Source organism: Paenarthrobacter sp. NPDC057355, assembly GCF_042667405.1.
Lineage (GTDB): Bacteria > Actinomycetota > Actinomycetes > Actinomycetales > Micrococcaceae > Arthrobacter.
Genome location: NZ_JBHVAL010000014.1, coordinates 26,865 through 50,756 on the forward strand (window position 1 = coordinate 26,865; position 23,892 = coordinate 50,756).

Below are 23,892 nucleotides of genomic sequence, written 5' to 3' on the forward strand. Positions count from 1 at the left end.
GCACTTCCTGCCTCAAGGTTACAAGTGGCGGAGTAGTGAGCGCTCGTTATTTTGGACCACGGCGGCAACTACATCAGGGGGCAGGTTCCATACATGCGAGATTGTGTCGATCGCCAGTGCGGCATCCCATGGCGCCAGTGGGCGTCCATTACGACCGGTGAAGGGTCCGTCGGACTCCAATAGCACTCGGTTTCGGGGCATGGCAGAGACAAGACCTCGGCCCTTTGACCCAGCAAGCATGGACGGTCCCACGCTGAACCAGCATTCCCGAGCAATGGCCCGGCGGAGCTCGGGTTGGGTGCCAGAGAACCAATGGAGAATCGGTGTTCCAGACCGGGGATGTTGCTCTAGCTGATCCATTACAGCGGAGGCCGCCCGCCGGCTATGAACGCTGACCACTTTGCCGCCTGCCCGCTCGCAAGCTCGTAGTATCTCCCGAAATACAAAACGTTGATCATTTCTGCTCTCGTGATGTTCGGGAGAGCCGTCAAGCCCCACCTCGCCTACGAAATCGGTCGAGGAAAGTAGATCCTGGAACAGTGGCAACTCGTGCCTTCGTTCAGAAGCAAGTTGGGGATGGAGTCCAAGGGCCGTACGTATCGCAGGATTGCCAACAGCCAAATTGGAGGTGCCACGCCAAGCTGAGGGGGTGGTTGTTACCGATAGGACCCCAATATTGCGCCTCTTAGCCTCGTCAGCGATGGCAACAGGATTGGGGTAGAGATCGAGATGACAATGAAAATCGATCACGGGATCCGGAGGCTGTCATGGAGCTCACCCAGTTCACGTAGCCCTCTTCCCAGCATCGCGCGGAGGGCCGAAACGTTGTCAATGTTAGGTGAGTTGAGTGCGTTTCCGATCCAGCGGTCCAGGCCGTCTGTTCTGGCTGCTTCTATTGCTATTTTCACGGCTTGAACGTCGTCGAACATCGCGTAGTCGCTGTCTGCAATGCTGAGGTCTTCAAAGTGGTACGTGGTCTTGTCAAGCCTACCCCAGGCAAGGAATGACGCACGTCTGATCTGGCACGGAACGCATCTGCCGCAATGGGTGTAGTTGAATCGTTGGAATCGACCGCAACTGGTCGATATAGAGGCAAACTCCTCTAGAATTTGTTGATCGCTGCATTGAAGCATCATTTCCCCTTTTGTTTTTTCTATATAGGGGTTTGTAATCTTTACTCGTAGCCCGACTCTATCCAAAACCTGTTGTATCTGATAGAGAAAATTCGGGTGGGCCGTTCTGGTGCTCAAACTCCCAATTCTCGCCGGAGTTAGAGGTGGATTGACTGCAATAAAACCATTCTCGCAAATATAGATGGGAATGGTTTCTCCGGCCTTATATTTATCAAGGCTACTTGCGACCAGTACCGCAAATGCTAGGAAGACTATGGAGCGCGACCGTTGCGATGTTTCCTTTTGTCGGCGGCGAGTGCTGGCATTGTGATTCAATTGAATGAGTTGGAGGCCCTGACCTATTCGCTTTGCGAATAGTCTTTGCCGACTATTATCGCCACGTACAGTTTGGCTGACTCCGAATATGGTTGAACCACTCGCGGCCAGATCGATTGCTCCAATCAAGCTGTCGAGCCCACCCGAAAGCAGAGCGACCGTGTCGGCTTCCACAGAAGCATGCTTGCGTGGACGGGGAGGCAGGCACCCCCCAGGCATAAAGGAAACTGACCACATGTCTGTCGTGAGGAAGGATAGGGCGCGATCTATCTCTGGTCCGACACCGCTCCAGCGGTCAGGATCAGTTGCTGCAACTGAGAGGTGTAGCTGACGTGTCCATCCGTCAGCGCTTAAATTCCTCCGATCAATCCCATCAACGGTCACGGCGGCAAGCGCTAACGACAAAAAGTCCCACGCTTCGGCAGCAGGCTCAAGTCCACGACGGCGAATCCGTTCGACCACAGTGGCTCCAGCACTTGCATTTACCTTCCCCGACTCTTTCCCGTATAGAAGTACGCGCTGTGCCTGGGATGGCGCCGAAGTTAGCGCAGTTAATGGGCCACAAAAATATTTCAATCGAGATACTCCTCGAAGATGCTGAATGTTTGTGCAAGTGCGTGTTGAGTTAGCTCCGCGATATTGGCACTGGTTGCGGTGCCCTTCTCGCCTCGGATCCGTCGAAAACTTGCAGCCACTGACTGAGCAATGAACTCCCGTATCTCCCTTAGCCGTCCTAAGCCCGACGGCGTGTTACCCGCCGCCGCAATGACAACCTTGCCCATGTCAAGGAAAAACCGTTGATACACATCTAGGGCCGCGTAGCGTTCGATGACGAAGGAGCGTTGGACATCATCCAGCTTGAAGAGGTCTGCATCGGGGAAACGGTCGAGTAGGTCTGAGAGTGCTTCTCGAACTGACCGTCGCGAGGCTTCCCCGTCTTGTGTTCCGTCTTCAGGGCGAACAGCTGTGACGATGGCATCCATTACGGCGTTTGCGTCGGAGCCCCGGGCCAACGTCAGATCATGCAGAGTTGTCCCGTCCGCTGTCTGACCAGAGGCTAGCAGCGCCCCTAGGCGCCCGCCTGTGGCCGCGGTGCCTCCCATCCGCCGTGTAAAGGTCTTACTTCCGCCGTAGCCTGTAGAGACGTAGTAAGCTAGACCACGGCGTAAATCGGTCGAGTTCCCCAAACGGGCGAAGTTGCCGAAATTTCTCCGCGCAGGACCGAACCGTCTGGCTGGTGCGATCGGAGACGTCAACGTGCTGATGTCAGCGTCGAAAAGGGGCTGCTGTGAGGCTCCGTCCGGAGTACTCGATCCGACCTCGTCTGCCCACGGCGGCACCAATGGGACGTGCGCGCTGGGCCCGGTACTGCTCTTAGAGGTTCCCATTAGCCGCACTGTTCTTGTTGGCGGCTTTGATGGCGTTCTTGACGGGACTGCTTACAGCGGATGTAGCCCAGTGGTCGAAGATTTCTCTGGCCCAGGGATATCCGTCTATTCGGGGGATCAGCCCAGCGCGGATTTGTCCAGGCGGGCGTTCAACCAGGAAGCCTGCCAGTCGTCGTCCCTGACTGGGATCCACGTCAACGACTGCAATACAAGCTGAAAGCACCGGCGGAGTGCCCCATTCCTGCTCCTTCTGTGCGACCACAAGAAGCCTATCCAGAATTTCAGATAGGTCCGTCGGTGGTAGGGCCTTGAAATCCTCCTTAAGGGCCTCAGCCATGTCTGGGTTGGCAAGGACGGCCGTGAGAATACGACTTCCGTCGGCGGAGAGCCGCCCGCTTGAGATTTCTAGAGGCGCGTGCTCACGACTGACATACAGCGCGCCGCGCAGGTCGGTGTCCGCCAGAGGCGGGGATAGCTGAAGCCATTCCCGTATGAACGGAGCATCCCAAGGATCAGGCAAGGAGGGATCTTTGCCAGAGGCCAGCGCCTGCTCCCATTCCGCCAATATCGAGGGCTCGCCGTTAGGGCTAGAACTGACAGACGAAGTCAGTGCTGTGTAAGCACCTGTGGGCGCGAGGCGTTCAAAAAGCAACAATTTTACGAGGACCGCTTCGTCAACGCCGACGCCTTGGGCCTTTGATATGGTCATACGGATGGAAACAGCATTCAGGAATCGTTTAACTAACCTTGGATTACCAACGATTCCAGCCGATGTAGTCATTAAGGATGAGAGCCGCTCAGCAGAGTCTAGCCGGGCAATGAGGTCCGCCGGCAGCTGATCATCAATTGATTCAATAAACTTTCGGTCGACGCGACTGCCTTGCCATGATGCACGGAGTTGCTTTGCGACTCCGTCGCGGATAGCCTCTTTGCGAGGTTCAGAGAGTCCGCTATTTTCGACGTAGAGCATAGTCATATACGCTCGTACTTCGTGGGTTCCAAGAGTGGGAACTCGGACAGGTATCTGAATTAGCTTGTCAAAGTAGTTGATAACAAGGCTCTCATCCCCCAAGCCTCCAAAGTGTTTCCTTACTGCATACTTAATCATCTCATCATCGGCCGCGATCACAAAGGCCGTATTTTTTAGAAAAAGAAACAATCGAATAGCTTCAAGAGTCGAGATCGTTGTTTCCGGTAAACACCGATCAAGATCATCGATCAAAACGACCAACGTGACATTCAGTTCTTCTAGTGCCGCCTCAAATGAGTCCCGCAGGGCTTGAATTTCTTTAGGAGGGGAAGAGTCCTCTTTCGGGCGAATTAGCGCAGATGATTCGCGGCCGACATCCCTCATCATGCCATCTGCGGTCTCGAGCTGCTCCGACCCTATTGTCCCACTGGCGGCCCGACCGATAAGGTCGGTGGCTTGGCCCGCCAGGCCACTTGGCGGGATGCCGAGTGCTAATGCTGCGACTGGCAAAGCCACCAATTTCGCCAGACGCAACCACCGCACGCGCTTCAGAAAGTCGGTAACCTTGTCCATTCCCGACTCTTGATTTTTTGCCTCCTCCACAAGGGCAGAAGCGATCACGTCCAATAGAGCTGCACGAGCATCGTCGTAACCTTGATAGAGCCAAGCGTTGAAATCGACAAACACAAACTTCTTCCGGTCGCCCGTGTTCCCGGCGCGCGTCAAAGAGCATTTCGTTAGCTTGATCATCGAGGACTTACCGACACCCCAGGCGCCCGAAATCCCCACGGATATCGGTCGACCCTCGGCCTGAATGATCATTTGGGCAATGGTGTCGGCGAGTCCTTCGAAGTTGAGAAAGTCTCGATCGGTTTCGTTATCTGGCCACATGTGGTACCCCTCCCCCAAAGCGCAACTCTTCTATGAACACAAACTGTAAGGCATGTTTCCCGCATCTCACCGGACACGCGCTCTCTGCACCTGCACCAAGTTGTAAAGTGGTGACAACTCTGGCCAGGGTGCTCAGTCCAGCGTTGGCAAGAATACGCGGTCGAAGGCTTCTTCCATTAGGCGGTTTTTCGGAAAGCCCTCAATGCCTAGCACGCTCAAAACGGCGGCCGCTATATTCCAGCCCGGCTCTGTCGCATCATTGGCAATATTTGATAACGCGCGACCTAAATCGTCCGGATCGAGTGTAGAGATCAACTCAATATCACGAAGTGTAACTGTAAGAATGGGAATGTCTGTGTCCGGAAGAAGCTCACGAATGCTAGGGTCATTAGCGCTATATAATGGTTCTGCGGCCACTACAAGCCCTATCAGGGGTTTATCGCGGGGAATATGTGCGAAGCTCGGATTGCCATTTTTTATTTGCTTGGCATTCTCATCGAGTTGCTTATAAGCTTTTGTTATATGCTCCTCAAATACCGTTGGAAATGACTGCGATCCCGCTTTTGCAAGCAGGCTCATGCGTGCCGATTTGCATTCTATGATAAATGTAGCTGACGGAGTTATGAGAAACCAGTCGGAGGATCGTGCTTCACTGCCTGATTTTTGGTACTTAAACTCCCTCTCCACTGTAAATTTTCCTGAATGCATGAGCTGCATGCCCGTATAGGCCTCCACTCGGGCTCCGTAGGCTTTCCCAAACTGTCGATCTGCCCACTGGCGCATTCCACGATAGTAGAGATTCTCCGGACTCATGGTATGTAGTATGAACTCAGGCTGTGGCGCAATTCGTGTACCGGGTGTGAGTTCAATAATTGGTGTTCGAGACAGGGGGTTGTACGAGAATCTCTCTAGAGATGCAGGGACTTGGGATCTTGCGGCTGCTGCGGCAGCGTCCAACTTCACCTCTTCAATGGAGGCAGTCAATAACGTTAACGTCTTATACGCTGACTCTCGTGATACACCCTTTTCCAGCCGGGTGTAAGCCTGACTATCAATAAAGCTTCCGTCAATTACGCCATTGCCATTTATAGCCACTACGTAAAACATGAAAGCAGCGCTGAAGGCCTCGTTGATTGATGCGCCGAGGAGCTCTTTCCAGTCATCGGCATTGGGCATCGCCAGAGCCTCGTCAACACTAGTTTCACAGAGCATCAGATAGCTGCGGATAAGCTCGTCTCGCGATGTTCCCTGCAGAGTAAACTGCTCATACATAAAAGCAGAGACTAGTGCCCAGATGTCGATTTCCGGATCATGGGCAGCGTCCTCGGCTTCCCAGAAGTAGTTAACGAGTTTTATGATCACAGATTCGTCAACGCTGCTGTTGCGGAACTCATTGCCGTATAGCATGCTAATCCGTGCGATGGCCGCATAAGCCAGGATCCGCTGTTGTTCTTCGGTGGTTAGGCTATTCGTGTAGAGCCTTTTGCTGGCAATTTTTGAACTTCTTGCGGCCAACGCCGGCAGGAGTTCCGAGGGCGCATAGCGCCTAACTGCGTGTCTGAATTCTGAAAAGGTGACCATGCTGCGTCACTATAGTGCCAAGGCTGCTGCAATGCGGAAATCGAACTCCTGTTACGGACGTTGGGCCACCCGGAGTGGGACATGCCGATCAGCGGAAGACTTTGGGAGGATGTCGCTGTAATCCCGATGCATGATGTCCTCGAGTCAAGGGCGCTGTGTGGCACGTCTTATTCTGGGGCAACTGTGAAAAGATGAGTAGCGCCGGCTGGCCATCATGGTGTCTGGGAGGCCCAGTGCATAGTTCCACGCGAGGGCTAGGCTCAAAACCGTTGAACGGCGCGGGGAGATATGGCGGCAGGGTCATCGTCACTGCGCCCGGAAGGACAACGAATGGCACGAGCGACAGTTCAGGACGTCGCCAGGACTGCGGGTGTGTCCGTGGGGACGGTCTCGCGCGTCCTCAACGGGAGCTCATCTGTCAGCGCGTCGGCCAAGGAAAAAGTCAACGCCGCCATCAAGGAGCTCAGCTACAGGCCGCTGGCCTCAGCGCGGGACCTAAGAAGAGACCGCACCATGCGCGTCCTCGCCCTCGCCAAGAACCTGGACTCCCTCGTGATCAGCGAAGTTTTCCGTGGAGTAGGGGACGCAGCAGCAGACAACGGCTACGTCAGCCTCATCGCTGCCACCGACGGAGACCGGGACCGCGAACAGCAACTCGTGGACATGCTCCGCAACGGTTCAGTGGACGGGCTCGTGATTTTCTCCCCAACCATGCCGGACGAGGACGTCGACACTGTCGCCGAGCAACTCAGTGTCATCCAGGTCTGTGAAATCGTCGACGCCGAGGCAGCTTTCGGGGTGTCCATAGATGACCGCCAGGCAGGCTACGACATCACCAAACACCTGATCGACACAGGTGCAAAGAAGCTGGCAATGCTCGCCCACAGAGGTGCCCGTTCTGGCCGGCTCAGGGAAGAAGGCTTCCGCCAAGCGCTCAAAGAGGCGGGCCTACAGCCGGATCGGGTCCTCCTGGGTGAAGGCAACTTCGGCTTCCACGCCGGACGCCATCTCACCAAGAAACTCTTGGAAGCCAAAGACCTCCCCGACGCCGTCTTCTGCGGGACCGACGTCGTCGCCGCCGGGTGTGTCCGCGAGCTCACGGATGCTGGGCTAAGAGTCCCGCAGGACGTCGCGGTCGCCGGATTCGATGACTCTGCCCAAGCAGAAATGTGCGTCCCGGAGCTGACCACGGTCAGGCAGCCGGCGTACGAGATGGGCCAAGCGGCGTTCGCTGAACTCTTGGAACGGATGACCGTAGAGGGCGCGCACCGCAAGGGTCGGACCTTCTTCCCGCACCAACTCGTCATCAGGGACTCCACCAAATAAAAGGGTTGACAGCCACGAGCAACCACTGCCAAACTACTTTGGAATCGATTCCACGGGCCGCAAGGCCTTTTTTCAAAGCATCATTTGGAATCGATTCCACCACTCAGCACAACACCCGGCAATGAAGCCAGGCTCAGGGCACGCAAGAGCCAAAGCGAACCCCGAGCCACCCATCCCCACAGTCACCAAAGGAGCCACTCGTGGACTTGAACCGACCTGCTCTTCCGCTCCAGAACAAAGCCACAAACCGGAAAGCCCTCGCCGCCACCGCCCTAGCCACAGCCCTCCTCCTCAGCGCGTGCGGCGGGGGAGCAGCTCCCCAAGGTGCGGAACAAGCGGCAGCTGCCGATCCGTCGTCGGGCGCTAATGCCAGCGGTGCCGTGAACATCTGCGGCGTGAAGGACGCGAGCGGCATCTACAAGGGCACGGCGGAAGCGTTCACAAAGGCCAACGGCAAGGTCACGGCAAAGTACACCGAGATCGGCGCCACCACGGACGAGGCCCGCACGCAGATTGTGCAGCGCCTCGAGGGCAAGTCCACCGAGTGCGACATCTTCCTCTCGGACGTCATCTGGACCTCCGAGTTCGCATCCCAGGGCTGGCTGCTGGACCAGACCAAGCTGGTGGAGGCCAACAAGGACCGGCTCATTCCCTCCACTGTGGAAACCACCAAGTACCAGGACAAGTACTGGGCCTCGCCGTTCTTCACCAACGCCGGCCTGATCTACTACCAGAAGGACAAGGTAGCCAAGCCGGAGACCTGGCAGCAGCTCTACACCGAGGCCGCCAAGGCTCCGGGCAACGGGTTCGTCTACCAGGGCAAGCAGTACGAGGGCCTCACGGTGAACTTCCTCGAAATGCTCTACAGCGCGGGCGGCGAAGTCCTGGATGACCAGGGCAACGTCAAGATCGACTCCCAGGAGACCCGCGACGTCCTCAACTTCATGACCGAAGGCCTCAAGAAGGGTTCAGCCGACCGCGCCGTCCTCACCTACAACGAGGACCCGGCCCGCCTCGCCTACGAGTCCGGCAACTTCGGATACCAGCGCAACTGGCCGCATGTTTACCGCCTGCTGAACGCGACTCCGCTGGCGTCCACCTTCGGCGTCGCGCCGCTCCCGGCATGGGAAGGCGGCAAGGCTTCGGGTGTGCTCGGCGGCTGGAACCTCGCGATCTCGGCCCACTCCACCAATCAGGCCGGAGCGGTTGCCTTCATCGATTTCGCCACGACGCCGGATTGGCAGAAGCACGTGGCCATGGACTACTCGCAGGCCCCGGTGAATGAGGCTGCCTACTCGGACCCGGCCGTGCTCGCCAAGATGCCGTTCGCTACCGAACTCCTCGCCTCCGTGAAGGGTGCCAAGCCGCGCCCGATCTCCCCGGTCTACCCGCAGATCTCGCAGGCCATCTACAAGAACGTCTACGCCGTGCTCTCCGGCACCGCCTCCACCGAGGACGCTGTGAAGAAGATGGCCGACGAAATCACCACCGCCAAGGCGAGCTTCTAAGTATGGCTACCAAAACCCTCCAGCCGGAAAGCCCACCAAGGGCGCCTAAGACAAACGCCCGCGACCGCGCCGAACGCCGTCTCGCCCTCCGCATGACGGCACCTTCGCTGATCCTGATGGCACTGGTGGCGGCGGTCCCGATCGGCTACGCGCTCTGGCTCTCCCTGAACCAGTACAGCGTCCGCACCGCAGGGCTCTCCCGCTTTGTCGGCCTGGAAAACTACATCAACGCCCTCGCCAGCCAAGAGTGGTGGGCCGCGTTCGGCCAGACCTTCCTCTTCGCGGGCCTCTCGGTCACCCTGGAGTTGATCCTCGGCACGGCCATGGCGTTGCTGCTCAACCTCGCATTCAAGGGCCGCGCGGTCCTGCGCACCGTGGTCCTGCTGCCGTACGCGATCATCACGGTGATCAGCGCCATCACCTGGCAAACGATGTTCCAACCCAACCTCGGCCTGGTCACCAACGTCCTCTCCGCGCTGGGACTGCCGGGCGGCGACGTCGTCTGGCTCGGCGAGCACGGCTACGCAATGGCCGTGATCGTTATGGCCGACGTCTGGAAAACCACACCGTTCGCGGCACTCATCATCCTGGCCGGCCTGCAGGTCATCTCCGCCGAAACATACGAGGCCGCCGAACTCGACGGCGCCAGCAAGTGGCAGACCTTCCTCCACATCACGCTGCCACTGTTGCGTCCGGCAATCGTCCTCGCCGCGATCTTCCGCACCATGGACGCCCTCCGCGTCTTCGACCTCCCGTTCGTCCTCACCCGCGGCGCCAACGGCACCGAATCGATGTCCATGCTGGCCTACGGCGAACTCCGCGAAAACCGGCTCGTTGGCGAAGGCTCGGCCCTCTCCATCCTGACCTTCCTCACCGTCATGGTGGTCTCGGTCATCTACATCCGCTTCGGCGGCGGCAACATCCGCGACGTCGCGAAGGAGGAGCAATGAGCACGCTGACTGCAGAACGCACGACGCCGGCACCCGGCACCGCGCGGAAGGCACCCAGGCGCCGGCTCAGGGGGGAGGCGAAACTCCATCCTTTGGTGTGGGTGTTCGTGGTGGCCGTCATGGGCTTCTCGCTCATCCCGTTCTACTGGCTGGTCAACACCTCCCTTAAGAAGGGCGCGAGCCTGTCCAAGGGCGAGCTTTTCCCGAGCCAACCGACCTTCGAGAACTACGCAGTCGTCTTCCAGAACCCCGAGTTCCTCCTGGCGCTGCGCAACTCGGTGATCATCGCCGTCGTGACTACAACGGTGGCGCTGGTGTTCGCGTCCTTCGCAGCGTATGCGCTGGCGCGGCTGAAGATGCGCCGCAAGGCGATGACCCTGACGCTGATCCTCTCGGTGACCACGTTCCCGGCCATCGCGATCGCGGCTCCGATGTTCTCCATCTCGCGCGAAATCGGGCTTTACGACACATTGCTGGGCCTCATCATCCCGAAGCTGACGTTCGCGTTGCCGCTGGCGATCTACACCCTGACGTCGTTCTTCAAGGAGATCCCGCGGGAACTCGAGGAGTCCGCGTACATGGACGGTGCCACACCGTTCACCGCGTTCCGCAAGGTGATCCTTCCCCTCGCGGTCCCGGGCCTGGCAACCACGGCAATCCTGGTGTTCATCTCGGTCTGGAACGAATTCCTCCTGGCCGTCACGCTGACCACCTCGCCGGAAGCCCGACCCGTCCCGGTGGCGATCGCGTTCTTCAGCGGAACCAGCGAGTTCGACCAACCCCTCGGCACCATCAGCGCGGCCTCGGTGATCATCACCGTGCCGCTGGTGATCCTGGTGCTGCTGTGCCAGAAGCGGATTGTCTCCGGTATGACTGCAGGCGCGGTCAAGGGCTAAGCACCTCCAAAACCATCAAGAAACCCAGAAAGAACAGGAACACAGTGAGCATTCAGCAGCAGGCCCCATCCGCAACCCTCAAGGTGGGAGTTGTTGGCATCGGTTGGGCCGGCCAGCAGCACCTCAAGGCGTACAGCAACATCGACGGCGTCGAAATTGTCGCCGTCGCGGGCATGGAGCCGGAACTCCTCGCCCAGCTGAAGGACGAGTACACCATTCCGCACGCGTTCCCCCGCTGGGAGGACATGATCGAGCTCGAAGACCTCGACGCCGTCAGCATCGCGGTGCCCACCTTCCTGCACGCGCCCATCGCCATTGCTTCGCTTGAGCGCGGACTGCATGTGCTGAGCGAGAAGCCGATCGCGCGCAACGCCGTCGAAGGCCAAGCGATGGTCGAAGCCGCCCGCAAGGCTGGACGCGTCCTGGACGTCGCGTTCAACCACCGCCGCCGCGGCGACATCCAGGCGCTCAAGAAAGTGATCGACGACGGCACTCTCGGCCGTCCGTACTACGCCAAGGCGTCGTGGCTTCGTCGCCAGGGCATTCCGATGCTCGGCAGCTGGTTCACGAACCCTGAGCTTGCCGGTGGTGGTCCGCTGGCTGACATCGGCGTGCACGTGCTGGACTACGCGCTGCACCTGCTTGGCGAGCCGAAGGTCCTGGCAGTTTCCGCCTCGACACACTCCGAACTTGGTCCGCGCGGCCTCGGCGGCAACGCACGGTATACGGCGTCGAACTCCAGCCATAAGTTTGAAGTGGAGGACTTCGCCTCCGCGTTCATCCGGCTGGAAGGTGGCGGCACTTTGATCCTCGAAGCGGGTTGGGCCGCGTACCGCGACGAGCGCGACCTGATGGACTTCACGGTTTACGGGACCGACGGCGGTGCGGACCTGCGCTCGGTGGGCGCCTCCGAGAACCCCGTCGCGGATGTGCACATCTTCACCGAGAAGGATGGCGAGAATGCCGACTTCGAGGTGGTGGCCGAACCCGGAAAGGCGCACCAGGCCGTCGTCGACGATTTTGTTGCTGCCGTGCGCGGCGGCGAGACCGTGTGGGGAAGCCACGACGGATCGCTCGCCCTCAGCCGTGCGCTGGTGCTCGATGCCTGCTACAAATCCGCCCTTGAACAACGAGAAGTGAGCCTCTGACATGACCGAGTCCAAGTTGAAAATTGTTGTCTGGAACGAAGGCGTCCACGAGGCACGCAACGAGCCCGCCACGATCGGCGACATGTACCCGGAAGGGATCCACGGCGCCATCGCAAGCGGGTTGCGCGGCTTCTACCCGGACTCCGAAATCGCCACGGCAACGTTGGCTGACCCGGAACACGGCTTGTCCGAGGAAGTCCTGGCGCAGACTGACGTGCTGCTCTGGTGGGGCCACATTGCCCATGAGGACGTTGCCGACGAAGTAGTGGAGCGCGTGCAGCGGCATGTGCTCGGCGGCATGGGCCTGGTGGTGCTCCACTCCGGGCACTTCGCCAAGATCTTCACCCGCTTGCTGGGGACCACGTGCTCGCTGAAGTGGCGTAACGAAGGCGAACGCGAGCTGGTGTGGACGGTCAAGCCGTCGCACCCGATCGCGGCCGGGATTGAGAGCCCCATCGTGATTCCGCAGCAGGAAATGTACGGGGAACTGTTCGACATCCCTGAGCCCGACGACCTGATCTTCATCAGCTCGTTCACCGGGGGAGAGGTGTTCCGCTCCGGCGTGACGTTCTCGCGCGGCAAGGGCAGGATCTTCTACTTCAGCCCCGGCGACCAGGAATACCCCGTGTACCACCAGCCGCAGATCCAGAAGGTCATCGCCAACGGTGTTGGCTGGGTGGCGCAGCCGGGTATCTTCCGCGAGGCGCCCGAGGTCTCCAACCCTGCCCGGGACTGGTTCGCCTAGGCCATGACCACTTCTCCTACCAGCCGTCCGTTGTCCACTGGCCGTCCTGTGTCTACCGGCCGTCCCCTGGGCACTGACCGTCCCTTGGGCGTGGCCGCTATTGGCTATGCGTTCATGGGGAAGGCCCACTCGAATGCGTGGCGGAATGTGGCCAGCTTCTTCGACGTCCCGGCCTTCGAGCAGCGCGTCCTGGTCGGCCGGGACGCCTCGGCGGTGGCCGAGGCCGCCGCCAAGTACGGCTGGGCCGAATCGGCGACCGACTGGCGTTCCGTAATCGCGCGGGACGACATCGACATCGTGGACATCTGCGCTCCGGGTTGGATGCACGCGGAGATCGCTATCGCCGCGCTGGAAGCCGGGAAGCACGTGCTCGTGGAGAAGCCGCTGGCCAACACGCTGGAAGAGGCTGAGCTGATGGTTACTGCCGCAGCGTCTGCTCGTGAGCAGGGCGTGCAGTCGATGGTCGGGTTCAACTACCGGCGGGTCCCGGCGCTCGCCTTGGCCCGCGAACTGATCGCCGAAGGCCGTCTCGGAACCGTGCGGCACGTGCGTGCCGCCTACCTGCAGGACTGGCTGTCTGACGTCGAAACCCCCATGAGCTGGCGGCTCCGGAAGGAGACCGCCGGCTCCGGGGCCCTTGGCGACATCGCTTCGCACGCCATTGACCAGGTTCAGTACCTCACCGGGCAGACGGTCACCGAGGTGACCGGGACGCTGCGGACTTTTGTGGCCGAACGGCCAGGTCCGTCGGGCCTTGAGAAGGTGACAGTGGACGACGCCGCGTGGGCCACTTTGGGGCTGACCGGCGGCCTCAGTGCGTCGGTGGAAGCGTCACGGGTGGCTACGGGCCAGAAGAATTCTTTGAAAATTGAGATCTATGGGTCTTTGGGTTCGCTGACGTTTGATCTGGAAAACCTGAACGAGCTCGGCTTCCTGGACGCTACGCTGCCCGTGCGGGAGCAGGGTTTTCGGCGGATCCTGGTCAACGAGCCTGAACACCCGTACCTCGAGGCATGGTGGCCGCAGGGGCACATCATCGGCTGGGAGCACACGTTCACGCACCAGATCCGGGACTTCCTGTGCGCCATCCGCGATGGTGAGTCGCCGTCGCCGTCGTTCGATGACGGGCTGCAGGTCCAGCGGGTGCTGGCCGCCGTCGAAGAGTCGGCGCGGAACCGGAGTGTGGTGACGGGGGTGGCTGCCTTCGCTGAACCCGGCAAGTATCAGTACGCTTTCACAACTGCAACCAAGTAGAGTCCATCACGATCAGTTGCCCCTTTCGTCAGCCGGCTCCTCGGACACAAAGCCTTGTGCTAGGGCAGTATCGATAGCCTCGGGCGATGGTAGCGATGCCTGTTCCTGGGCCGGCAACGCGTCATAAGTATAGGAGCTGACCGCTATGGGCTGAGACGACCCGTCAAGGGCGTAGCGGACCGTCCGTTCGTGCTTTGAGCCGCAAACGAGGATCCCCACAGTCGGCGCCATACCGGGGAACCGCACCACGTCATTTATGGCCGCTACATAGAAATTCAGTTGGCCTAGGTGTTCCGGCCGGAACTTACCTGATTTCAGTTCAACAACGACGAAGCGGTTTGTCGGTACGTGAACCAACAGAAGGTCAATGTAGAAATCTTCTCCGTCAAGGTCTAGATGGAACTGGCGTCCGTAGAATGCAAAGCCACGTCCGAACTCCGCCAGTGTCTGCGACATCCGCAATGTCATAGCCTCTTCGATCGCAAGCTCCTCAGCCTCCTTTGTCAGCCCAAGAAAATCCAGGACCAGCGGGTCCTTGGCTAGGTCTGCGGCAAGACCTATGCCGTCGCCAGGTAGGCGATCTTCGAGATTGTTCGGCGCATTCCCCATGCGTTTGTCTAGACGCGTTAGGACCTGGTGTTCCAGTACGGGGAGCGTCCAACCATGCAACGCAGCCTGTGTGGCATACCAGTCCCGCTGTGCGGGGTCTTTGAGCTTGAGTAATTCGATGATGTGGCCCCACGGCAATTGTGCAAAGCTGCTTTGCACTCCTGCATCTGGCCAATCCCAAGCTGCGGCGAAGGCCCTCATGTAGAAGAGATTGCGTCGGGAGAAGCCTCGCATGTGGGGGAATTCGCTCCGCAGGTCGCCGGCTAGACGATCTAGCACTTTGGTTCCCCACGGTTGCGTGGTTTGCCGATCCAGGATTGTGCGCCCGATGCCCCAATACAGCCTCAGCATCGCCACGTTAACAACACGTTGAGCGCGGCTTTGTGCGGTTCGTACTTGTTCCTTCAACGAAGTAAGGACTTCATCGTATGGACCTGGCAGCTCGGGCTCAATGGGCTTCATGGTGGAAACTTAGCCTCACCCACCGACAAAATGTCGCGCCCAGCGATGAGCCGGCCGGCTACCGCAACAATGTGACGAGCCTCGGACCGTAATTGTGCAAAGCAGCTCTGCACAATAACGGTTCAGCCGGTCAGTGCCCGTTGCTTGTGTTCATGAAACGGCTTGCGCGCGTCCGTCAGCCGCCGGCCGCAGCAAATGCCAGGTTCGCGACTGCCTCCTTGCCGTTCGCGAAGGAAGCGAGTCGTCGCCGTCGTTCGACGACGGGCTGCAGATCCAGCGGGTGCTGGCCGCCGTCGAAGAGCCGGAGCGGAACCGGTGTGGTGACGGAGGTTCGGGAAACGGGTTGCCGTCAGTTAACCAGCAAGGGCCGCGACCCCTAAAGGTCGCGGCCCTGAGCCTGCGGTACTGCTACTTAACCAGGGCTGCGGCCTGCTGCATGAGGTCGTTGGCCGTGGCAACGCCGTTGGCTTCAGCGCCCTTGCCGGACGCCGTTGCGGAAATCAGCACCCCATCCTTGATGGCGTAAGCCATGTAGGTGGTTTGTGCCGAACCGCTGGCCGTGGACATTTCCGTCTTGTAGGCCACGGTTCCGGGAACTGCATTGATGCCGTCGAACTTTTCAGTGGAGACGTTCATCGACTGACCGGACATGGAAAGTGTCATCTTCGAGCACTTCTCAACCTCGGCGCCGCTCTTGTCGATGCTGTCCTGGAGCTTCTGCTTCTCGAGTCCGGACGTCAGGGTCACCATTGTCATGACCCCTGATGCAGCGTCCAGATCTGCACCGGCGGCTGTTGTCGAACCGGCGAGGGTTTCAGTTCCGCCCAGCGTTGCAAGGTCCTTGCACTCCGCCGGTTCAATGGTGAACATGCTCATGAGCGCCTTGATGGGGTTCTCCTGGGCGAGTTCCTCGCTGGAAGCCACGGTCAATTCCTTGCCCGACTTCGGCTTGATCTGCTTGACGAGTTCAACGAGCTCGTCGTTGGTGTACTGCTTGGCGGCGGTGGGCGTGGGTGACGCCGTAGCCTCCGGCGAAGCGCTATTCGTGGAGCCCGTTGACCCACCACATCCGGTCAGTGCCATCACTACCAACGCCGATATTCCGACGCTCTGCAGCGCAAACTTCTTCACTCTATTTCCCCCATTGGGTCTGCATTTACTGCCGGGGATTCCCAGCTGAGATAAGACTATCGGTCGCTTTCGTACGGCAGCGCTCGCTGGGTTGCCGGAGACGTGCGCCCCCACAGTGTGTCCCGGCTCTTCCCTTGGCGGTTTTGCGCTTAACGTCAGGCCCGCTTGCGTCTCGCGATTTGCTCAGAGAGCTGCTGCACCTGCGTGGGGTCCGCGTCCAGTGCAAGGGCGACGTAGTGGTCCATGACGGCCGGCCGGTAACGCACCGGCAGCGTCTGCCCCGGGGAGAGCCGGGTGAGAGCCGTGATCGTTAAGCTTTCGTCTGCGATACCGCGGAACGAGATGCCGTCTGCGGTTTCCACATCGAGCATCAGGACAACGCGTGGGTTGCTGTTCACCTCACGCCAGTCGACGAGAACGCCGAGCGCCAGCGTCCCAGTGCGCAGTTCTGTGTTGCGCTTCCGTGCTTGGTTACTCAGGAGCGGATTGGGGGCGACGCCGGGAAAGTTGGGTCCGACGCCGAGCGACTCGCGACTCAGATCGGGCCTAAGCAGCTCCACCAGACTATTGAGCTTCTTCTTCGAACCGAACATCCTGACCTCTTCCCCCAATACCGGTGCCGGAATTTCGGCTTTTAGCTGCGCACTCACGGCGATCCTACGTCATAGCCATTCCCGAGCACGTTGCGAACATGGCACACCCTTTCGCATCCCAGGACGGCATCCCAACTAATGAAAAAGAATGTAGAAGACGATCACAAGCGCAGGGAACAGCGCTTGCCCAATGGCACTGATCAGGAGGCGTTTCTCTGTAACCCACAGCCAGAACCCCAGGAATACATGACAAGCGCAACAGAAGATGACTATTGCCGAGCCGCTGCTGGGATTGTCTGAGAAATTCACCATCAAGAGCCCGACGGCGATTCCCACGCCGAAGGTGACGTTGTAGGCGCCTACGTTCATGGCCCACATCCGTGCAGCTCGCACATCTTCAGGTCGAATCAGAAAGATCCTGTGGAAGCGTTGATCGCCATGGAAGAAGATCTCCAAGATGCCGACGCTTATGAGCGCCAGTCCGGTGGATCCCGCGAGTATTTGGCTCAGCAAGTTCATGCTGCGCTCCTAGGCTCATCCCCCAAACCGACGCTTCTGTGGGCAGAGTACGCTTCACGCACGAAGACGTTCAAGAGTCTGGCTGCTCGAAGAACCCGGTCAGGTGGGCTCGCGAGTTCTACCTGACGCGCTAGATCAACGGGAAGAGAGCCAAAACAAACTCCTCAACCTTCTCGAACATCTCGGATTGCGCTTTTTGGGAAGCGCGCCAATCGTTTCGAATCTGCAAGGAATGATCTGCTCCCGGCACTTCAAGGAAGGTACCAGCGGTCTCGGATACGCGGCCCCCGTCCCAAAGCTTGTCCAGTGAGCCGCCGATAAAGAGGTCGGTCTTCGACGTCGCCGCGATCGTGCTTCTCACCCGGGCGTCGGTGAGTAGAGGTGTCAACCAGATGCCCGGAGTCAGGTTTTCTTCAGCCCAAGGAATGCACAAAGTGCTGAACGACTTTGCCACTATCAGACGCTTACGCGCTTCAGGTGCTGCTGCGAAGGCTTGCTCAACGGCCATGGCCGCGAACTCGTGAGGATTGGCGCCAAGTGAGTCTTCGGGAGTCCACTGAACGGCCTGCACGTGCCATCCCAAGGAACCTAGCATTTCACCGATCCAGAATAGAACCGGCCCTTCCACCGGATAGCCGGAACCAGGCAGTAGGACAGCGACTTTGTTGGTTTCAGGGCCACCTTCTGTGGCGCTTGCCCACGTAAACGATTTCATAGTGCTTTCTGATCCGTAGAAGTTTTCTTTTCGGGCGCATGAAAGTAGCCATAACGTCGCAGGCAGAGATACATTCCGGCGAAGCTGGCCAGTCCCAGAAGGGGACCAGCCCAGCCAGCGACCGGCGAGTCGCGCAGCAGTATGGCAATCAATGAGAATGCAGCGGCCGGTAGGGTGATCGCGGGGCTGTCACGCATCACGTTCCCTCGGACGCCGATGCCAATCTGACCAAATAGGTAACCAACAACGAGCGGAAAGAAAATGAAAACGCCGCCCACGATCAACAGCCAAGGCATGGCTATGGTTGTGGCAACGCCGATTGTCAGCCCGTAACAAGCAGCCAAGGTTAACCAGTAGTTGTTTCTACGATTTCGCGTCTTGATCACCTCTTGTGCTTTCCGGCCTCTGCCACCTCAAGAAACTCCCTCTCTGCAGGATGCACCACCGAAACTGCACTCGTGAGCAAAAAATAGGAAATGAGTGCCGGTTAGGCCGCATCTAGGTGCTCCCGACGCCAAAACGCGCCAAAAATGAGTGGTGTTTGGAACTGACTAGGTGGTGAAACGGTATCAGGGCCGCCAAAAGAGGCGGCAGGCGATGCCGAGTTCACCCGCAACCCACCACCTAGACGAAGCCTCTTCACCACCTAGATGAGGCCAAACAACCCCTAGATTGGCCCGATTCACCACCTAGTTTTCCGAATCCGCACTGTGGTGACCAAAACCGCCCGTAGGGTCGTTCAAGGAACAAGTACCAGCGCAACACTTGGGGGAGTGCCATAGATGACAACCACACCAGAGCGAGCCACCGACGCCGTCCTGCAGACGTTGGAAGGGGCGGGCCTGCCCCAGGCTCACATGAAGAGCCATGGAATCCGGCTTTACGATCAGCTCATCGCAAACCACCCGATTGAGCTTCCCGGGATCCTGGCTGCCGTGCGGGAGACCTCCGGGCCAATCCTTGAGTTGGCGCCCGGCTTTGGCCTGCTCTCAGAGGGGCTAAGTCTCCTGGGGAGGGAAGCCTCCACTCAGGAGGTGAACCCGCCAGCGCCGCAACCGGACGGGGTCTTTGGGTGTGCAGTTCTCGGGGCCAGTTACATCACGCTTCTCGAGCCGGACAGCAGGAGAACGTTGTTCCGCACGGTGAACCGGTGCTTGTCGGTGGGCGGCCGTTTTCTGATGACCGTGGTTAATGCGGACCACCGCCACGGACCGGAAACAAGCGGCGCCACAATTTCACAGTTGGGTGAGGATTCCTTTGTCATAACCCTTGAAAGCCGGGATTCCATGAATGGTGCCCGGCACGTGAGCATGAGCCACATCAGCTTCAACGAGCACGGAACGTACAGGTCCTCGGCCTGCACCAGTGATATCGCATTCGTCAGCACCGAACTGATTGAAGAAGAGCTAACCGCCGAGGGCCTCCGGATCCTGGAGCGCCGGCCCGTCAAGGTGAGCGTCCAAAATACCGGAATCAAAGAACTTAACCTCTGGGTGTGCGCCCCGAGCCAAGAGACGGCACAAGCTGAGGACCGATCATGAGCAACACATCGCTGAGCTGGTTGTTACTGGCCATGGTTCTGAGCTTTTACGCCCTCTATGTCTTCATCTCAGGCGCCAGTGATTCCTTGTGGTCGCTCATCACGGGCGTCATCTGCGCCATCGCTGCCTGCACGGCCTACTGGCGCTCCAAGTTGGAACGCAGTGCGGACCGCGGCTGAGGTCGCCGCGGTCCGCTTTACGGTAACGAAGTGCGCTTTCCAGGCAAAACGCTATTTGGGCTTCGGACCTTTTCCGGGACCCCGTCCATCGTCTGAGACAACCATCGCCGAGCCCCCTCCCCGGCGGGTCGGCTCGGCAACCGCGGTGAGCTTCCCGCCGTCGCCAAATTCAATGGCGGTCGCCGCACCGATCTCAGCCGCCGAGGTGAAAGCATCACCCGCAGGCATCAGCTTGTGGCCCTTCACCTCCAGCGCCGGGCCATAGGCATCAATGAACGCCGGTTCCGAGCTAACTGTGGTGCCGTTCCTGGGTGCAGCACGCGGAGCCGCGAGGGCCTCGGAGACCGTCATGCCCAAGTCCACGCGGTTGATGATGGTCTGCAGGACAGTCGTGATGATGGTCGAACCACCAGGAGAGCCGAGCGCCAGGAAGGGCTTGCCCTTATCCAGGATGATGGTCGGCGACATGGAGGACCGCGGCCGTTTGCCGGGTTGGATTCGGTTGGGATCAGCGGCGTCGTAAACCGTGCTGAAGTCCGTCAGCTCGTTGTTCAGAAGGAACCCACGGCCGGGAACAACGATTCCGGACCCGCCCGTCTGCTCGATAGTCAACGTGTACTCCACCACGTTTCCCCACTTATCCGCAACGGTGAGGTTGGTCGTGGAGATGTTCTCGGTATCGGATTCCTTGGCGAGTGGCGCTGGCGAAGTCGGGCACGCGCCGTCGTAATCCGCGACGTCGCCGGGAAGGACAGGCTTGGCGGCCGCCGTAGTGGGATTAATCAAGCAGGAGCGTTCCTTGCCGAAGTCCGGGTCCAGGAGTGCGTTGGTGGGAACCTGCACAAAAGCGGGGTCGCCGACATATTTGCCGCGATCGGCGAAGGCCAACGAACTGGCTTCAAAGTAGTGGTGCAGCGCGTCAGTCGGCTTCATCTCGGAGAGATTGAACGGCTCCAGGATGTTCAAGGCTTCGCCAACTGTGGTTCCGCCGCTGCTGGATGGGGCCATGCCGTAGACGTCATAGCCGCGGTAATTCATGTGCGTGGGGTCTTGATCCACGACCTTGTAATCCGCCAGGTCCTGGGATGTCATGAATCCAACGGGAACGGGCAGGGCCGGTTTGGCAACTTTAGGCGGCGCCTGCACAGTTTTGGCGATCTCGCCCGCAAGGGGGCCGCCGTAGAAGGCGTCGGTGCCTTCCTTGGCAAGCAGCCGATAGGTCGCCGCGAGATCGTGGTTCTGGAAGACGCTTCCGACGGCGGGAGCGTCACCACCGGGAAGGAACAGATCCTTGGTGGAAGTGAAATTGCTGAACCGGGCTTGGTTGTCCTTGGTCTGGTTCCGGAAGGTTTCGTCCACCACGAAACCACGGGTTGCCACCTTGATGGCGGGCTTTAGCGCATCTCCCAGACTCAGCGTTCCCCAGCGTTCCAGGGCGCGTTCCCACGTAGCCGGGGTGCCGGGGACACCGACGGATACGCCGCTGGTCACAAGTTGGGGCGTGAAGGGGTACGGCTTGCCGGTGCTTGGGTCGATGAAGGCATCGTTCGGCATCCCGGCCGGAGCGGTTTCCCGGCCATCGATGGTTCCGACCTGGCCGGTCTTGGCGTCGTAGAAAACGAAGTAGCCGCCGCCGCCAATGCCCGCGCTGTATGGTTCGGTGACGCCAAGGGTTGCCGCGGCAGCAACGGCGGCATCGGCAGCGTTGCCGCCCTTCTTCAGAACCTCGACGGCGGCCGCGGACGCTTCGGGATCCACGGTGCTCACGGCGCCGCCATAGCCGGTGGCCGTGGCTGTTTTCTCCGTTTGACGGGGATCAGCGAAAGCCGGACCGGCAATGCCCAGGCTTGTTGCGCCCAGTGCGAAGGCTGCCGTGACAGCAGCCAGCTGACGTCTCACATGAGTCATGGTTTCTCCCAGAATTTTCCCAGACGATGATGTGGCGAACGGTTCGGCCACCCTACCCCGGGGGTTCTGCGAGGGACAAAGGTTGATTCTTGAAGCAGTGCGGGCACTTTAGGGCTGGCTGGAGATCTTCCGCGCTGCGATCGCTCTGATGCCTGCACCAGCCAGCCCAATGCCCACGGCGAGCAACAGCGTTTGCCAGGCACCGCCGTCGGGCCCCAATGCGGCGGTGAGAACCGAGCGACCCATGGACAGCATCTCGGGGATGTCCCCGGCGATCGCGCGGGTCGCCAACACCGACTGGACCGCAGTGAAGACGGCGGGGATCACCCAAAGGAACGCGAGGTTCAGGACCCAGACGATGATGCGGACGGCGGGTTTGAGGCCGCACCAAGCCAGCGCGCAACCCACCAGCACGGCGGGAACCCAGTGGGCTATGGTCGGCACCTCGAGGGGCATGTTGCTTCGCCCCGCAACGCCGATGACCCACTGCACCGCCCAGGATGTGACGGGGACGACCACTAGACCAACGCCCAGTGCAGCGGTGGCGCGAGACTTTGCTGCAACCAGGAGGAGCGCCACCATGCCGGCGATGATCGAGGAGATGGCTCCAGCAAGCAGGCCGAAGTAGTAGAAGTCGGTCAGCTTCCCACCCGCGAGACCATCCTTGAGCACTGAGAATGATTGGACCGTTGCCACCACCTGGACCATCAGGACACCGCCAATCGCGCACCACGTCGCAATGGTTCGGTGACCGGGGTTCCAAAGCCGCACCGCCAGGCCCGCAAGCGCGCCACCAGTGGTCAGGAGCGCGATCAGGGCGAGGATCTCGTATTGACTCAGGGGCAGTAGCGCCAGAGGCATCTGCTCCGGCATGACAGGGGAGGCCCAGAGGTTCTGCAGCGGCAGCTTAGCGCCGGTAATCCACCAGGGGAGCAGGCCGAGCGCGCCGGCAAGGGTACCGATCAACAACGCGACCGCGGCTTGGAAGCCCGCCCTGGCCGGGCGGTGTTTCGACGCCGGCACCTGCTCTGTTACGTGGTGGGCGTGGCTCACGGAAGCTCCTTGGTGGCTGCGTTAAATACCGCAGGTCCAGCTCGTCATACCATCCGGAAGACTGCCAGACCCGCTTCGCAGGGCTACTGCCCATTGCACTATTGATGCTACTTCATTTCTCGGATTGAGTGCGTTGCTCGCTGCCCACTTCATTTCAGGCCAGGGTGGTGAATCAAACCACCAACCGAAGCGCCCTCTGCCCCAACTGCACCGTGATCTCCTGCCCCCACGAAGCCGTCAGCCGGTCCTCCTCCATGCCATCGCCGAAGACCACCAGTTGGTCTGATGCGACGGTGATCCGCAGCGTTTCGCCTACTTCCAGCACACCCTCGGTCAACGAAGCTCCCGTAACCGGAGATGGCCATGCCTCGCGGACAAACCACGCGAGCCGGGGATCAGTGGGTGCGGGCAAGGCCCGTCCGCCGCGTTCAAGGGCAATGGAAGCGCACCATCCCGTAGCGCCCGTCCCGGTGGAAACAATCAGGCCCGACGACGACTGCCGCTCGGTCTGTCCGCCGGCTTGGGTGAAACTCGGCGCAGTCAGGGTGTACTTGGCCGACTGGTGCGAGGCGTGCCCGACGAAAACCTCGTTCAGGGCCGAAAGCTGCTGACCGTCGTCGAGCGTTGCCGTCACGGTGGTGAGGTCCTGGCAGCGCAGCCGTCCGACGTCGGCGGAAGCCAGAAGGGCTGCAGCCGCGGCAGGGGTGTGCCGCACCAGCACGCCGGGGTTCGCTCCGGGCTCCGGATCGATGCCGATCACAGGCTGGCCTTTCAGATACTTGGCTACGTTCGCCACCAGGCCGTCCTGCCCAACGACGGCGATGATGTCTTCATCCGTCAGCAGGAAGCGGCTGAGGTCCGCGCGTTCCACTTCGGCCTGGCGCCAATCCGACGGCACGGATGACCGCACTGCCGCGAGGGCTTCGGTGAGGCGGTCGTGTCGGTCCTGCACGTCCTGGATGCTGCGGCCGCGGGTGCGGAGGAAGAACTCCGCCTGACCCCGGGTGGCGTGCCGGTCCAGCAGTTCCTGGAGCTCGGTCCGCCGGTGGACGATGACGATGCGCGGGGTTGCCATGG

Annotated in this window: 23 protein-coding genes; 9 read left to right on the forward strand and 14 right to left on the reverse strand. The window is 60.0% G+C overall.

Annotated features, from left to right (window positions below; translation table 11 throughout):
• Window positions 1–18: 18 nt before the first annotated feature.
• The 5 genes from qatD to ACFUOZ_RS15075 all read right to left on the reverse strand — a co-directional run bounded on the left by qatD (window position 19) and on the right by ACFUOZ_RS15075 (window position 6,278).
• Window positions 19–750, reverse strand: coding sequence for a Qat anti-phage system TatD family nuclease QatD (qatD, locus tag ACFUOZ_RS15055; RefSeq protein ID WP_377549524.1), 732 nt, complete (start codon window positions 748–750; stop codon window positions 19–21).
• Window positions 747–1,910, reverse strand: coding sequence for a Qat anti-phage system QueC-like protein QatC (gene qatC, locus ACFUOZ_RS15060; protein ID WP_377549526.1), 1,164 nt, complete (start codon window positions 1,908–1,910; stop codon window positions 747–749). The genes qatD and qatC overlap by 4 nt, the downstream gene beginning before the upstream one ends.
• Window positions 1,911–2,020: 110 nt before the next feature.
• A complete protein-coding gene (qatB, locus tag ACFUOZ_RS15065; protein WP_377549528.1) occupies window positions 2,021–2,836 on the reverse strand; it encodes a Qat anti-phage system associated protein QatB in 816 nt (271 codons plus the stop codon).
• Entirely contained in the window at window positions 2,823–4,697 is a 1,875-nt protein-coding gene (locus tag ACFUOZ_RS15070) for a P-loop NTPase fold protein (protein WP_377549530.1), read from the reverse strand. Before ACFUOZ_RS15070 ends, qatB begins: the two co-directional genes overlap by 14 nt.
• 132 nt (window positions 4,698–4,829) lie before the next feature.
• Window positions 4,830–6,278 (reverse strand): hypothetical protein, encoded by a 1,449-nt coding sequence (locus tag ACFUOZ_RS15075; RefSeq protein WP_377549532.1) that lies wholly within the window; start codon window positions 6,276–6,278, stop codon window positions 4,830–4,832.
• A 330-nt stretch (window positions 6,279–6,608) separates the two neighbouring features.
• Here ACFUOZ_RS15075 and ACFUOZ_RS15080 point away from each other — a divergent pair, with 330 nt between their 5' ends.
• The 7 genes from ACFUOZ_RS15080 to ACFUOZ_RS15110 all read left to right on the forward strand — a co-directional run bounded on the left by ACFUOZ_RS15080 (window position 6,609) and on the right by ACFUOZ_RS15110 (window position 14,105).
• Entirely contained in the window at window positions 6,609–7,604 is a 996-nt protein-coding gene (locus ACFUOZ_RS15080; RefSeq protein ID WP_377549534.1) for a LacI family DNA-binding transcriptional regulator, read from the forward strand.
• 200 nt (window positions 7,605–7,804) lie between these two features.
• Window positions 7,805–9,112, forward strand: coding sequence for an ABC transporter substrate-binding protein (locus ACFUOZ_RS15085; RefSeq protein WP_377549536.1), 1,308 nt, complete (start codon window positions 7,805–7,807; stop codon window positions 9,110–9,112).
• Window positions 9,113–9,114: 2 nt separating this feature from the next.
• A complete protein-coding gene (locus ACFUOZ_RS15090) occupies window positions 9,115–10,062 on the forward strand; it encodes a carbohydrate ABC transporter permease (RefSeq protein ID WP_377549538.1) in 948 nt (315 codons plus the stop codon).
• On the forward strand, window positions 10,059–10,958 hold the full coding sequence (locus tag ACFUOZ_RS15095; RefSeq protein ID WP_377549540.1) for a carbohydrate ABC transporter permease: 900 nt from the start codon (window positions 10,059–10,061) through the stop codon (window positions 10,956–10,958). Before ACFUOZ_RS15090 ends, ACFUOZ_RS15095 begins: the two co-directional genes overlap by 4 nt.
• A gap of 44 nt (window positions 10,959–11,002) precedes the next feature.
• On the forward strand, window positions 11,003–12,106 hold the full coding sequence (locus tag ACFUOZ_RS15100) for a Gfo/Idh/MocA family protein (protein WP_377549542.1): 1,104 nt from the start codon (window positions 11,003–11,005) through the stop codon (window positions 12,104–12,106).
• Between the two features lies 1 nt (window position 12,107).
• Window positions 12,108–12,851, forward strand: a complete 744-nt coding sequence (locus ACFUOZ_RS15105) for a ThuA domain-containing protein (RefSeq protein WP_377549543.1) — start codon at window positions 12,108–12,110, stop codon at window positions 12,849–12,851.
• Window positions 12,852–12,854: 3 nt separating this feature from the next.
• Window positions 12,855–14,105: a Gfo/Idh/MocA family protein gene (locus ACFUOZ_RS15110; RefSeq protein ID WP_377549545.1), complete on the forward strand. Its 1,251-nt coding sequence runs from the start codon at window positions 12,855–12,857 to the stop codon at window positions 14,103–14,105.
• Window positions 14,106–14,117: 12 nt separating this feature from the next.
• Here ACFUOZ_RS15110 and ACFUOZ_RS15115 read toward each other — a convergent pair whose 3' ends face one another.
• The 6 genes from ACFUOZ_RS15115 to ACFUOZ_RS15140 all read right to left on the reverse strand — a co-directional run bounded on the left by ACFUOZ_RS15115 (window position 14,118) and on the right by ACFUOZ_RS15140 (window position 18,520).
• A complete protein-coding gene (locus ACFUOZ_RS15115; RefSeq protein ID WP_377549547.1) occupies window positions 14,118–15,176 on the reverse strand; it encodes a YhcG family protein in 1,059 nt (352 codons plus the stop codon).
• Between the two features lie 408 nt (window positions 15,177–15,584).
• Entirely contained in the window at window positions 15,585–16,307 is a 723-nt protein-coding gene (locus tag ACFUOZ_RS15120) for a hypothetical protein (RefSeq protein ID WP_262276100.1), read from the reverse strand.
• Between the two features lie 155 nt (window positions 16,308–16,462).
• Window positions 16,463–16,957 carry a hypothetical protein gene (locus ACFUOZ_RS15125; protein ID WP_377549549.1) on the reverse strand — a complete coding sequence of 165 codons (495 nt, stop codon included), beginning with the start codon at window positions 16,955–16,957 and terminating at the stop codon, window positions 16,463–16,465.
• Window positions 16,958–17,035: 78 nt separating this feature from the next.
• Entirely contained in the window at window positions 17,036–17,419 is a 384-nt protein-coding gene (locus ACFUOZ_RS15130) for a DUF1304 family protein (protein WP_377549551.1), read from the reverse strand.
• 130 nt (window positions 17,420–17,549) lie between these two features.
• Window positions 17,550–17,990: a hypothetical protein gene (locus tag ACFUOZ_RS15135; RefSeq protein ID WP_377549553.1), complete on the reverse strand. Its 441-nt coding sequence runs from the start codon at window positions 17,988–17,990 to the stop codon at window positions 17,550–17,552.
• Window positions 17,991–18,130: 140 nt separating this feature from the next.
• Entirely contained in the window at window positions 18,131–18,520 is a 390-nt protein-coding gene (locus ACFUOZ_RS15140) for a hypothetical protein (RefSeq protein WP_377549555.1), read from the reverse strand.
• Between the two features lie 396 nt (window positions 18,521–18,916).
• Between ACFUOZ_RS15140 and ACFUOZ_RS15145 the strand changes: the two genes are divergently transcribed.
• Together ACFUOZ_RS15145 and ACFUOZ_RS15150 are read left to right on the forward strand one after the other, a co-directional pair.
• Window positions 18,917–19,675, forward strand: coding sequence for a class I SAM-dependent methyltransferase (locus ACFUOZ_RS15145; protein WP_377549556.1), 759 nt, complete (start codon window positions 18,917–18,919; stop codon window positions 19,673–19,675).
• A complete protein-coding gene (locus tag ACFUOZ_RS15150) occupies window positions 19,672–19,854 on the forward strand; it encodes a hypothetical protein (RefSeq protein ID WP_377549558.1) in 183 nt (60 codons plus the stop codon). The genes ACFUOZ_RS15145 and ACFUOZ_RS15150 overlap by 4 nt, the downstream gene beginning before the upstream one ends.
• 51 nt (window positions 19,855–19,905) lie before the next feature.
• Here the strand turns inward: ACFUOZ_RS15150 and ggt are convergent, their stop codons facing one another.
• The 3 genes from ggt to ACFUOZ_RS15165 form a co-directional block, all read right to left on the reverse strand.
• Window positions 19,906–21,762, reverse strand: a complete 1,857-nt coding sequence (ggt, locus tag ACFUOZ_RS15155; RefSeq protein WP_377549560.1) for a gamma-glutamyltransferase — start codon at window positions 21,760–21,762, stop codon at window positions 19,906–19,908.
• 108 nt (window positions 21,763–21,870) lie between these two features.
• Window positions 21,871–22,815 carry a hypothetical protein gene (locus ACFUOZ_RS15160; RefSeq protein ID WP_377549562.1) on the reverse strand — a complete coding sequence of 315 codons (945 nt, stop codon included), beginning with the start codon at window positions 22,813–22,815 and terminating at the stop codon, window positions 21,871–21,873.
• A gap of 172 nt (window positions 22,816–22,987) precedes the next feature.
• Entirely contained in the window at window positions 22,988–23,890 is a 903-nt protein-coding gene (locus ACFUOZ_RS15165) for a hypothetical protein (RefSeq protein WP_377549564.1), read from the reverse strand.
• Window positions 23,891–23,892: the final 2 nt, after the last annotated feature.